We start from the raw sequence: 11,906 nt of genomic DNA, 5'->3' as shown, positions 1-11,906 counted from the left end.
GCCGGGGGGCGATCGTCGATCGTAGTTTCGACGGGCATTGCAGTCGTCTCCCTCCCCCTTGCGGGGAGGGATCAAGGGTGGGGGTGAGTTTAGCCCGGATATCGGGGCTCTCGCACCCCCACCCTGCTCGATGACGGACTTAGCTGAAGCTAAGTCCTATCTCGCTCTCCTTCTCCCCTCAAATCTCTCCTCAGGAGAGATTTGCCCTTCGGGACGGGTCGAAGCCCGCAAGGGGGAGGGAAGCTTGCCCTACCTTCAATGTTACCCCTCCACCGCCACATCGAGCGCCACTTCCACCATGTCGCGCAGGGAGGTCTGCCTTTGTTCGGCGTCGATTTCTTCGCCGGTGATCAGGCAGTCGGTCATGGTGCAGATGGTGAGTGCCCGGACGGCGAAGCGGGCGGCGAGGGTATAGAGGGCGGCCGCTTCCATTTCGACGCCGAGGATGCCGTGCTGGGGGAGCTTGTCGTACCCTTCCATGCCATTGGCATGGTAGAAGATGTCGGAGCTCAGCATGTTGCCGGCGTGGAAGCGCATGCCCTTCTCCTCGGCCTTGCCAACGGCGGCGCGCAGAAGTTCGAAATCGGCGATGGGGGCGAAATTGTAGGGGCCGAAGCGGTCGCGGACGATGGCGCTGTCGGTGGAGGCGGCCTGGGCCAGCACGAGGTCGCGCACCTTGACCTTGCTGTTGAGGCCGCCGCAGGTGCCGACGCGGATCAGTGTCTTGAGACCATAGACGTTGATCAGCTCATGCACATAGATCGAGAGCGAAGGCTGGCCCATGCCGGTGGCCTGCACCGAAACCGGCTTGCCCTTCCAGGTGCCGGTATAGCCCAGGCAATTGCGCACCGAATTGACCAGCCTGGGGTCATCGAGGAAATTTTCGGCAATCCACTTGGCGCGCAGCGGGTCGCCCGGCAGCAGCACGGCCTCGGCATAGTCGCCCGTCTTGGCGTGGTTATGAGGGGTCATGGCTGGTCCTTGCTTGTTGCGATCGGCAAAGCTTTGGCATTGCGGCGGCCGCTCGGCAAGCGCCGGCGTCTTGACCCCGTCATGGCTGCAGTCCATCTACGGCTCTGGCAAACATGGAGAGCGCGCGATGGTCGCCAGGATTTTCATCGACGGGGAAGCGGGAACCACGGGTCTGCAGATCCGCGAGCGCCTCGAAGGGCGCCGCGATCTCGAAGTGCTCTCGATTGCGCCCGACAAGCGCAAGGACCTCGCGGAGCGCAAGCGCCTCCTCAATGAAGCCGATGTGGCCATCCTCTGCCTGCCCGACGATGCGGCCAAGGAGAGCGTGTCCCTGATCGAGAACGAGACGACCCGGGTGATCGACGCGTCGACCGCCTTCCGCGTCCATGCCGACTGGGCCTATGGCTTTGCCGAAATGGACAAGGAGCAGCCCGAGGTAATCGCGCGGGCGCGGTTCGTCGCCAATCCGGGATGCTGGCCGCAGGGGCTTATTGCCAATTTACGCCCGCTAATTGCCGCCGGGTTGCTGCCCGCCGATCTGCCGGCCATCTATCACGGCATTTCGGGCTATACCGGTGGCGGCAAGCAGATGATCGCCGAATACGAGGCGGCGGGCGCGGCGGCGAGCCACTTCATGCCCTATGGTCTGACCTTCAACCACAAGCACGTGCCTGAAATGACCCGCTATACGGGGCTGGCCAAGGCACCGCTATTCGTGCCGACCGTGGGTGACTTCGCCCAGGGCATGACCACTTTCGTGCCGCTGCAGCTCGAGCAGCTGGCGAGCGTGCCGACGGGCAAGCAGCTCCATGAGGCGCTGGCCGACCACTATGCCGCCATCGACGGCAGCTTCGTCCAAGTGGCGCCGTTCGATCCGGAGCTGGGCAAGACGCCGGCGCTCGATCCGCAGGCGCATAACGACACCAATACGATGACACTTCATGTCTTTGCCAATGACAGGCGGGGGCAGGCGGTGCTGGCAGCGGTCTACGACAATCTCGGCAAGGGCGCCTCGGGCGCGGCGGTGCAGAACCTCAACCTGATGCTGGGGGTCGATCCTCGGGAGAGCCTGGCGGAGTGACTACACACTGATCGTCGCCCTCGGGCTTGACCCGAGGGGTCTGTGCTTGCTGCACGCCCGTCAAGTGAAGTGCCCTCGGGTCAAGCCCGAGGGTGACGGCCGGTGGGTACGAAGGTGACGGCTGACGGGTGCGAGGGTGGCGGCTGGTGGGTTGCCGTACCCATCGGTACGGTTTCCGCTTGACCACGACCCGACTTTGCGCGAAACCGGGCGCAAAGCGAGGATCCCTCATGGAAAAGTTCACCACCCTGACCGGTGTCGCGGCGCCCCTGCCGATCATCAATATCGACACCGACATGATCATCCCCAAGCAGTACTTGAAGACCATCAAGCGCACGGGCCTCGGCACCGCGCTGTTCAGCGAAATGCGCTACAACGAGGATGGTACCGAGAACCCCGATTTCGTCCTTAACAAGCCCGGTTATCGCCAGGCGCAGATCATTGTCGCCGGCGACAACTTTGGCTGCGGCTCGTCGCGTGAACACGCGCCGTGGGCACTGCTCGATTTCGGCATCCGCTGCGTGATCTCGACGAGCTTTGCCGACATTTTCTACAACAACTGCTTCAAGAACGGCATTCTGCCGCTGGTGGTCTCGCCCGAGCAGCTCAAGCTCCTCCTTGACGATGCCGAGCGCGGCTCCAATGCGACGCTGACCATCGACCTCGAGGCGCAGACCATCCAGGGACCGGATGGCGGCACCATCCATTTCGATATCGACCCGACGCGCAAGCAGATCCTGCTCGAGGGCCTCGATGATATCGCCGGCACGCTGCGCTCGGATCCGTCCATCACATCGTTCGAAAACAAGATGGCGGCCGACCGCCCCTGGCTCTGAGAGGCTCCCATGGTGCAGCGCGTTTCCACCGGCTCCCCGTTCGAGGCGACCTTTGGCTATTCCCGTGCCGTGCGGCACGAGGATACGGTCTATGTGTCGGGCACGACGGGCTATGACTATGCCACAATGACCATGCCCGAAGATGTCGGTGCCCAGGCGCGCAATGCGCTGGCCACCATCGACAAGGCCCTCAAGGAAGCCGGCTGCTCGATCGAGGATACGGTGCGGGTGGTCTATTATGTGGGCGACCGCAGCGATGTGGATGCGGTGGTCCAGGCGGTCGGTCCGGTGTTCAAGGACATCCGCCCCGCCGCCTCCATGCTGATCGTGCAGATGATCGAGGCGGGCATGAAGATCGAGATCGAGGTCACCGCCCGGATCGGCGCCGCGAACTCGTAAGATCAAGCGATGTTGCGAAACCCCTCCTGGCTTGCGCCGGAAGGGGTTTGTTGTTTCGATGATCTTGCCACGCAGACGCGGTCGCGTCCCGCTCTTTTAGCCTCATAGAGGGCGACGTCGGCGCGGCGCAGGAGGTCGGCGAGCGGCTCGTGGCCCTCGCGCACGGCCACGCCCAGGCTGGCGCTAAGGCTGCGATGGCCGATGCTCTCCATGGCCAGCGCGGCAAAACGCTGCCGCACCGTTTCCGCATAGCACCAGGCCGTGTCTGCATCGGCCAGAGGGAGGAGGGCCACGAATTCCTCGCCACCCATGCGACCAAGAATCGTATAGGCGCCCGCCTCGCGCTGGAGGATCTCGGCAAAGGCGCCGATCACGCCATCGCCCGCGGCATGACCATAGCTGTCATTGACCATCTTGAAGTGGTCGAGATCGGCCACCACCACGGCATAGGCCACGAACTGCTCCGCCCGTGCTTCGAAGCCGCGGCGGTTGAGCAAGCCCGACAAGGTGTCGGTTTCCGAGCGCGCCGTGATCTCCGCCAGGACGTCGCGCAAAATGATCAGCAATAGCAGCAGGCCGGTGGCGATCAGCAGCATGCTGCCCACGCTTTGCGAGACGGCGGCATAGGTCGAGCCGATATAGTCCCGTGCCGTCGCGCCATTGCCCATGGATACGGCAAAGATGGGTTTGAGCAGGAACTGGATGGCGCTCAGCGCGAACAGCGAGACCAGCGCATTGTCGAGCACCTGACGGCGCGGAAAGCGCAGGATGGTGATGACGCCCAGGACATGCACCACGAAATAGGGCAGCTGGTAGAGGACGTTGCGCAGGACCGAGCCGCGCGGCATGTCCAGAATGGCGATGTTGAGCCAAAGGGCGGCGATGGCGAAGCCGATCATGGTGCGCCACGGCGGGCTCAGGCGGTAGTGACGCGCGAGGCCAATCACGCCCAGGGCTGCGGCATATTGCAGACTCAGCGCCACGCCCACCTGCACCGGGCGGGGGTCGGCCTGCAGCGGCAGCAGGATCTCCAGCAAGGGGTTGAGCATGCCCAGGCCATAGCCTGCCGCCAACCAGCGGGCGCTGGTGGCACTGCGGGCGTAAAGGCTCGCAACGCCAAAGGCCGTGGCGAAGGTAAAGGCGACAAACAGGCTGATGGCCAGAACGAAGGTGGCGGCGCTCATGGTCCTTCCGGGAACCGCAATGGCTTTCCGTAACACGCCCCGGCCAAAGGCTGGGTTAACGGCCGGTCATCCCTTTTCCCCGTGATGAGGAAACACTTCGCTTGTCGCCAACAGGTTAGCCGCAAGCGACGGGCTTGGTGGTAAGGATCTGTTGAGCCTATTTGCGGGGTTGAATGCCGAAGGCTTCGGCGATCAGCGCGTAGCTGCGGCGGCGCAGTTCATAGCTGTGGATGGTGGTGGTGATCATCACCTCGTCCACCTCGCTGGCGCCCGCCTTTTCGAGGATCGCGTCACGCACGGTGGTGGGCGAACCCACGATCCAGAGGGTCGACTGGTGGTCGATCACCGCCTGCTGCTGAGGCGTCAGCACCACCTTGTGGGCTTCTTCCGGGCTCATCAGCCGGCGCTGCTGACCGGTCATGAACAGGGCCCATTGCACCGCCTGCGAATAGGAAAGGTATTGCGCCTCCTCGTCGGTCGGGGCGCAGACCACCGAGACGCACATCATGGTCCGGGGCTTGGGGAAGGCATCGCTCGCCTTGAAGGCATAGCGGTAGGCTTCAAAGGCGGGGGCAGGGGGCGTGTGGCTGAAATGGGCGGCAAAGGCATAGCCGAAGCCCAGCTGCCCTGCGGCCGAAGCGCTGGCGCCCGAGGAGCCCAATAGCCACATGGGCGGCAGGCGGATACCGCCGGGCGAAACCGGCACCCGCGAATAGGGATGCTCGGGCGGGAAGGTTTCTTCGTCAAAGGCCATGAGTTCGGCCAGGTAGGCGGAAAACTCCTCGCCACCACCACTGCGCAAGGCGCGCATGGCATAGCCGTCGCCGCCCGGCGCGCGGCCGATGCCGAGGTCGATGCGGCCCGGAAAGAGCCCTTCCAGCGTCCGGTAGGCCTCGGCGATGCGTAGCGGCGCATGGTTGAGCAGCATGACGCCGCCCGAGCCGACGCGGAGGTTTTGCGTATGCGCCGCGGCGCTGCCGATCAGGATTTCGGGAACCGAGGAGGCAATGGAGGGCATGCCATGATGCTCGGCATACCAGAGGCGGGTATAGCCCAGCCGGTCCGCCTCCTGCGCCAGGAGGATGGTTTCGCGCATGGCCTCGGCCGTCGAGGTGCCTTCGGCAATGGGGGCAAGATCCTGCAGCGACAGGGCGAAGGGAGCGGCCATGGCAATATCCTCTAGAAGACATGCGGGCCTTCTATCGGCAAATTGCGATGAAAGCGAGGCTTTCTCGTTGAGGTCTACTGGGGGGCCTAGGCCACCTGGCCGGCGGCCCAGCCCGAGGCCCAGGCCCACTGGAAATTGTAGCCGCCCAGCCAGCCGGTGACATCGACCACTTCGCCGACAAAGAACAGGCCGGGGACATTGCGGGCGGCCATGGTCTTGGCATCGAGATCGCGCGTATCGACGCCGCCCAGGGTCACTTCCGCCGTGCGGTAGCCTTCCGAACCGACGGGCTTCAGCGTCCAGTTCTTGAGCTTTTGCTCGACCAGCGCCAGCTTCTTGTCGGAAAAGTCGCCCACCATGCCGCCGAGGTCGAGCTCGTCACCCAAGAGCTGCGCGAGCTTCTTGGGCAGGACGCTGGCCAGCACCGTCTGGATCTGCACCTTGGGCGTCGTCTTGCGCGCCTGACGCAGCACTTCGGCGGCATCCTGGTGCGGCAGCAGGTCGACAGCGATCGGGTCGCCCTCGCGCCAATAGGAGGAAATCTGGAGGATCGACGGACCCGAGAGGCCACGATGGGTGAAAAGCAGCGCTTCCTCGAAGGCCGTCTTGCCGTGGCGCACGATGGCGTCGGCGGCAATGCCCGAGAGCTCCTTGAGCCGCTCCAGAGCCCCGGTTTCGAAGGTCAGCGGCACGAGGGCAGGCCGCGTGTCCGTCACCCGTAGGCCGAACTGCGCCGCCACCTGGTAGCCAAGGCCCGTCGCGCCCATTTTGGGAATTGACTTGCCGCCGGTCGCGACGACAAGGCTGTCGCAGGTGACCGAGGAGGTGGTGAGCCTCAGGGCAAAGCCATCGCCGCTCTCGTCGCGCTCGACCTTTTCGATCCCTGTTTCCAGCACCAGCGTGACGCCGGCCTTGCGCATCTCACCCAGCATCATGGTGTTGATCTGGGTCGCCGGCCCGTCGCAGAACAGCTGGCCGAGCGTCTTTTCGTGGAAGCTGATGCCATGGTCGCGTACCATGGCGATGAACATGTCGGGCGTGTAGCGCGACAGGGCCGAGAGGGCGAAGCGCGGATTGTTGCTGAGGAACCGGTCGCGGCCCTTGTCCACCGTGGCGTTGACATTGGTGAAGTTGCAGCGCCCGCCGCCGGAGATGCGGATCTTTTCGCCGGCATATTTGGCATGGTCGACCACCAGCACCTGCCGGCCGCGCTTTCCCGCCTCTATCGCCGCCATCATGCCGGCCGCACCGGCACCAAGGATCACGACATCATAATGGGGCATGGGTGGTCCTGAACGGGTGGAAATGGTGCCACGCCCTCGTGGTTCGAGGGTCGCTGCGCTCCCGCCTCACCATGAGGGCTGTTGAGCGATTTTGTCAGTAGCCCTCATGGTGAGGTGCGAGGCCCTTGCCGAGCCTCGAAACATGAGGGCGTGGCAAGATGCTGCCACGCCTCGTGGTTCGACAGGCTCACCATGAGGCTACTGAGGATTGTCGAGCGTCTTAGTCGAAGTGCCACACCGTGCCAATGGTGACCTTGCTGGTTGACGGGCCTGTGACCCCGCTCAGGCCTGGCGTGCCGTCGAGGCGGCCCAGCAGCAGGGCTTCGCCGCGCAGGCTCGCCTGGCCCCAGAGGGCATATTCGACGCCGCCGCCTAGCGCATAGGCGCCGCGGCCCTCGGCAAGGCCGAGGCCGCCCGCGGCATAGACATGCACCCCTTCGGTCGGCACGACGCCAACGCGGGCCAGCGCCAGGAGGTCGGCGCCGGCATCACCCGACGTGTCGTAGTTGATGCCCAGCTGCGCCTCGACGCCGGCGCGGAACGTGTCGTTGAGCGCATGCGAATAGCCGGCAAAGCCGCCCATTTCGAAGCGGCTGAGGTGCCAGCCATAGCCGTAGTCGTTGAAGAAGTTGTATTGCGGATCGGTGAAGCCGCCGATGTTGAGACCGGCATAAAGGCCGGAAAAGTCCGTAACCGGACCGGAATTGAAGGTTGTCGCGGCAGGCGCGCCGTCGAGCTGCCAGATGGCGCCCGAGGTGATGCGCATGGCAGACACGGCGGGCACGTTGTTGCCATTGGGCACTGGGCCGAGCTGGCCGATGCCGGCCGCTTCGAGGCGCAGGGCCATGTTGTCGGTGACCATGACTTCGGCGCCAAGGCCTGCCTCGAAAGCCCAGCTCTCGCCCAGGCGGCCGGCGCCGCCCAGCACATAGATCAGGCTATTGTCGCCGGCGGCGAAACCCAGCCGCGCCAGCGCCATCAGGCGCAGGTAGGCGGAGGAAAAGTCGGTGGCGAGGGTTGCCTGCACTTCCCCGCCCACGACCAGACCATCGGCAACCGGCTGGTTCCAGCCCACGACACCGCCGATTTCGGGGCGGATATCGGCGCCGATCGCGTTAAAGTTGTTCTTGCGGGCCGAGATCGGGCCGGCCAGCACGCCGGCATAAAGACCGTCAAAGGCCGAGGGTGCGGTGAAGGCGGTGCTGAGGGCCGGATCGAAGAAGACGGCGTTGTCCTGCGCCGCGGCACCGGCTGCCAGAAGCAGCGACAAACCCAGACCGGCAGCAATCGTCTTGCGCATCGAAACGTCCTCTAACCTGGCGCTATCTCCCGCAGGAGACGCTAACGCGGCAACAACATACTGCGTTAAGCGCTGCTTAACACCTGCCTTGTTGCAGCCAGGCATCAGTAAGCGCCGGCTGCCGTGGGTAATTGACTATTTCCTATTTGGGAGTATGACTTCGCCTGCAATCACTATGCAGTCGATGATGATCAGCGCCTTTTCCATTGCCGATCGCCCGTGCCTCCGGCCCTTTGCTGGTGGCGTCGCTGCCATGTTGACCAAAACCACCAAAACCGCCTGACGCTTTTCCCCGGGTCCTTCTCCCCGCCGGGGAGAGGCCGCAAAGCACTGGCCGCGATGCCAAGCATCGCGCGGGGCGGAAACTGGCAAGGGACTGGAGTTCCAAAATGGGTTATCGCGTCGCTGTCGTCGGAGCCACGGGCAATGTGGGCCGTGAAGTTCTCAATATCCTGGCGGAGCGCAAGTTCCCGGCCGACGAGGTCATCGCGCTGGCCTCGTCGAAGTCGATCGGCCGCGAGATTTCCTATGGTGACAAGATCCTCAAGGCCAAGAACCTCGACGACTTCGACTTCAAGGGCGTCGATTTCGCCATCATGTCGGCGGGCGGCTCCATTTCCAAGGAATGGGCGCCCAGGATCGCCAATTCGGGCTGCATCGTCATCGATAATTCGAGCTACTGGCGCTACAATTCCGACGTGCCGCTGATCGTGCCGGAAGTGAACGGCCATGTGCTCGAGCGCTGGCTGGCCGACCCCAAGCGCGGCAATATCATCGCCAATCCCAACTGCTCGACGGCCCAGCTCGTCGTGGCGCTTAAGCCGCTGCATGACGCAGCCAAGATCAAGCGCGTCGTCGTCTCCACCTATCAATCCGTGTCCGGCGCCGGCAAGGAAGGCGTCGACGAGCTCTGGAACCAGACCAAGGGCATCTTCGTCAACGACTCGGCGACCCCCGGCAAGTTCCCCAAGCAGATCGCCTTCAACGTCATCCCCCATATCGATGTGTTCATGGAGGATGGCTACACCAAGGAAGAGTGGAAGGTCCTGGCCGAAACCAAGAAGATCCTCGATCCCAAGATCAAGGTGACCTGCACCGCCGTGCGCGTGCCGGTCTTCGTCGGCCATTCGGAAGCCGTCAACCTCGAGTTCGAGAATCCCATCTCGGCCGACGAGGCCCGCGACCTCCTGCGCGAGGCGCCAGGTATTTCGGTGCTCGACAAGCGCGAGCCGGGTGGCTACGCGACCCCGGTGGAAGCGGTGGGCGAATACGACACCTTCGTTTCGCGCATCCGCGAAGACAACACGGTCGAAAACGGCCTTGCCATGTGGGTGGTCTCGGACAACCTGCGCAAGGGCGCCGCGCTCAACACGATCCAGATCGCCGAAGAGCTGATCGCCCGCGGCCTCGAATCGCGCAAGGCGGCCTAGTCCGGACGGCACGAGCATCGCGGCTCCTGCGGTGCTCGGCTCCCTGATCCTGATCCCATGATGCTCGCCCAAGCCGAAAACGCCGACCTCGAGGCGGTGGTCGACCTGTTTGCGCGTTCGCGCCAGGTCTGCCTGCCCTTTCTTCCCGTGCTGCATAGCCGGGAGGAGGACCTCGATTTCTTTGGCGGTTACATCCAACGGGGCCAGATGACCCTGGCGCGCGTCGACGGCGCGGTGGCCGGGTTCCTGGCACAGACGCCGGGCTGGATCGAGCATCTCTATCTCGATCCGGCACTGCGCCGGCGCGGCATCGGGCAGGCGCTCATGGCGCATGCCAAGATGGAGGCCGACCAGCTCGATCTCTGGTGCTTTGCGGAAAACCACGCGGCGCGTGCATTTTACGCAGCGCAGGGTTTCGCCGAGATCGGTGGCACGCAAGGCGACAATGAGGCAGGTCTGCCTGACATTCTTCTGCGCTGGCAAGCCGGCGCTGCACTCTAAGGTCTCCCATGCCGCCTCGCGACATCGCTCTTGCCCTCGGCGTCGTCCTGATCTGGGGGCTCAATTTCGTGGCCATCAAATGGGGCGTGGACGAGATCTCGCCGTTCCTGCTGACGGCGCTGCGCTATCTCGGCTGCGCCCTGCCGGCCGTGTTCTTTGTCCGGCGGCCGCAGGTGGGCTGGCCAATCCTCCTCGCCTACGGCATGACTGTGGGCGTCCTCCAGTTCAGCTTCCTGTTCACCGCCATCCGCCTCGGCATGCCGGCCGGGCTCGCAAGTCTCGTCATGCAGATGCAGGTGTTCTTCACCATGGCGCTGGCCATTCTCCTTCTGGGCGACCGGCCGACGCCGCTGCAGCTTGGCGGCGCGGCCATTGCCCTGCTCGGGCTGGGCACGATCGGGGCCGAGCATCTCGGCGGCGCGGTGCTGGTGCCGCTGCTGCTGACGCTGGTCGCGGCCTTTTCCTGGGCCAGTTCCAACATCGTCAACAAGCGCGCCGGCAAGATCGACATGCTGGCCTTCGTCGTCTGGGCGAGCCTCGTGCCACCCCTGCCGATGATCGGCCTGACCCTCCTTTTCGAGGGCCCGCAGGCCTTTGCCGATCTCCTCACCATCAGCCCGCAGGCCGTGTTCTCGGTGCTGTTCATCGCCTATGGCTCGACGCTGATGGGCTATGGCGCCTGGGCGGTGCTGCTGGGGCGGTATCCGGCGAGCACGGTGGCGCCGTTCTCGCTCCTCGTGCCGGTGGTCGGCTTTGCCGCGGCCTTCGTGTTTCTGGGTGAGGCGATGACGGCGCTGGAAGTGGTGGGGAGCCTCCTGATTTTTGCCGGACTGCTGCTCAACGTCTTTGGGCCGCGCCTGCTTGGTCGGATGCGGGTGGCCTGATGCCGTTCCGCCACGTGCTCCTCGCCCTCCTGGTCGTTGCCATCTGGGGCTTCAACTTCGTCGTCATCAAGCTCAGCGTCGAGGCGCTGCCGCCGATCCTGGCCGCCTGCCTCCGTTTCACCGCAGCCGCGCTGCCGGCGGTGTTCTTCGTCAGGCCGCCCAGGGCGCCATGGTATCTGGTGGTGGGGTTTGGCCTGGCCTTCGGCTTTGCGCTTTATGGCTTTCTCAACCTGGCCCTGGCCTGGGGCATGTCGGCGGGTCTCTCCTCGCTGGTGCTGCAGACGCAGGCGTTCTTTACCATGGCGCTTGCCTTCGTGCTTTTGGGCGAGCGGCCGCGGCGCATGCAGATCATCGGGGCGCTGGTGGCCTTTGCCGGCATCGCCGTGATCGCGTTGGAGCGCCTTGCGGCGACCGCATTGCTGCCGCTGATAATGACGCTGCTGGCCGCGCTCAGCTGGGGACTGGCCAATGTCCTCACCAAGAAGGCGGGCAAGGTCAGCGCCGTGGGCTTCACCGTCTGGGGCTCGCTGGTGGCGCCCGTTCCGCTGCTGGCGCTGTCGCTCATGGTGGAAGGGCCCGAGGCTGTGGTGGGCGCCATCAGCGGTTTCGGCTGGAGCGATGCGGCGCTGATCGCTTTCCTAGCCTATCCGGCGACGCTGCTTGGTGGGGCGATCTGGGCCTGGCTCCTAGGCCGTCACCCGGCCTCCGTGGTGGCGCCCTTCACGCTGCTGGTGCCGATTACCGGGCTGCTTTCGGGCTATCTCGTCCTGGGCGAGGTGATCACCCCGATCGAAGTGGCCGGTGCCGTCCTCGTCATTGCCGGTCTTGTCGTGACCGTGCTGCGCCGCCCGGCCTGAAACGAAATGGC

Annotated in this window: 12 protein-coding genes; 7 read left to right on the top strand and 5 right to left on the bottom strand. The window is 64.6% G+C overall.

Features of this window, described 5'->3' with window-relative positions; translation table 11 throughout:
• Positions 1-261: 261 nt before the first annotated feature.
• On the bottom strand, positions 262-1,068 hold the full coding sequence (deoD, locus tag VIL88_RS08980; protein ID WP_331987916.1) for a purine-nucleoside phosphorylase: 807 nt from the start codon (positions 1,066-1,068) through the stop codon (positions 262-264).
• A 31-nt stretch (positions 1,069-1,099) separates the two neighbouring features.
• On the opposite strand from deoD, the gene argC reads away from it, so the two are divergent.
• The 3 genes from argC to VIL88_RS08965 all read left to right on the top strand — a co-directional run bounded on the left by argC (position 1,100) and on the right by VIL88_RS08965 (position 3,288).
• Positions 1,100-2,053: an N-acetyl-gamma-glutamyl-phosphate reductase gene (gene argC / locus VIL88_RS08975; RefSeq protein WP_331987914.1), complete on the top strand. Its 954-nt coding sequence runs from the start codon at positions 1,100-1,102 to the stop codon at positions 2,051-2,053.
• A 230-nt stretch (positions 2,054-2,283) separates the two neighbouring features.
• A complete protein-coding gene (gene leuD / locus VIL88_RS08970) occupies positions 2,284-2,889 on the top strand; it encodes a 3-isopropylmalate dehydratase small subunit (protein ID WP_331987912.1) in 606 nt (201 codons plus the stop codon).
• Between the two features lie 9 nt (positions 2,890-2,898).
• Positions 2,899-3,288: a RidA family protein gene (locus VIL88_RS08965; RefSeq protein ID WP_331987911.1), complete on the top strand. Its 390-nt coding sequence runs from the start codon at positions 2,899-2,901 to the stop codon at positions 3,286-3,288.
• Between the two features lie 2 nt (positions 3,289-3,290).
• Here the strand turns inward: VIL88_RS08965 and VIL88_RS08960 are convergent, their stop codons facing one another.
• The 4 genes from VIL88_RS08960 to VIL88_RS08945 all read right to left on the bottom strand — a co-directional run bounded on the left by VIL88_RS08960 (position 3,291) and on the right by VIL88_RS08945 (position 8,223).
• Positions 3,291-4,472 carry a GGDEF domain-containing protein gene (locus VIL88_RS08960; protein WP_331987910.1) on the bottom strand — a complete coding sequence of 394 codons (1,182 nt, stop codon included), beginning with the start codon at positions 4,470-4,472 and terminating at the stop codon, positions 3,291-3,293.
• Positions 4,473-4,629: 157 nt separating this feature from the next.
• Positions 4,630-5,640, bottom strand: a complete 1,011-nt coding sequence (locus VIL88_RS08955; protein ID WP_331987908.1) for an LLM class flavin-dependent oxidoreductase — start codon at positions 5,638-5,640, stop codon at positions 4,630-4,632.
• 86 nt (positions 5,641-5,726) lie between these two features.
• Positions 5,727-6,923, bottom strand: a complete 1,197-nt coding sequence (locus VIL88_RS08950) for an NAD(P)/FAD-dependent oxidoreductase (protein ID WP_331987907.1) — start codon at positions 6,921-6,923, stop codon at positions 5,727-5,729.
• Between the two features lie 220 nt (positions 6,924-7,143).
• Complete coding sequence (locus tag VIL88_RS08945; protein ID WP_331987905.1) at positions 7,144-8,223, bottom strand: hypothetical protein; 1,080 nt, start codon at positions 8,221-8,223, stop codon at positions 7,144-7,146.
• Between the two features lie 389 nt (positions 8,224-8,612).
• Here VIL88_RS08945 and VIL88_RS08940 point away from each other — a divergent pair, with 389 nt between their 5' ends.
• The 4 genes from VIL88_RS08940 to VIL88_RS08925 are packed head-to-tail and all read left to right on the top strand — an operon-like array spanning position 8,613 to position 11,895.
• Positions 8,613-9,653, top strand: a complete 1,041-nt coding sequence (locus VIL88_RS08940) for an aspartate-semialdehyde dehydrogenase (protein WP_331987903.1) — start codon at positions 8,613-8,615, stop codon at positions 9,651-9,653.
• Between the two features lie 57 nt (positions 9,654-9,710).
• Complete coding sequence (locus VIL88_RS08935; RefSeq protein WP_331987902.1) at positions 9,711-10,154, top strand: GNAT family N-acetyltransferase; 444 nt, start codon at positions 9,711-9,713, stop codon at positions 10,152-10,154.
• An 8-nt stretch (positions 10,155-10,162) separates the two neighbouring features.
• The gene (locus VIL88_RS08930) at positions 10,163-11,038 is read left to right on the top strand and encodes an EamA family transporter (protein ID WP_331987900.1); all 876 of its coding nucleotides are present in this window, start codon (positions 10,163-10,165) and stop codon (positions 11,036-11,038) included.
• A complete protein-coding gene (locus tag VIL88_RS08925) occupies positions 11,038-11,895 on the top strand; it encodes an EamA family transporter (protein WP_331987899.1) in 858 nt (285 codons plus the stop codon). The genes VIL88_RS08930 and VIL88_RS08925 overlap by 1 nt, the downstream gene beginning before the upstream one ends.
• Positions 11,896-11,906 lie beyond the last annotated feature (11 nt).

Source organism: Devosia sp., from assembly GCF_036563435.1.
Taxonomy (GTDB): Bacteria; Pseudomonadota; Alphaproteobacteria; order Rhizobiales; family Devosiaceae; genus Devosia.
This window is presented reverse-complemented; position numbering and strand designations above follow the sequence as displayed.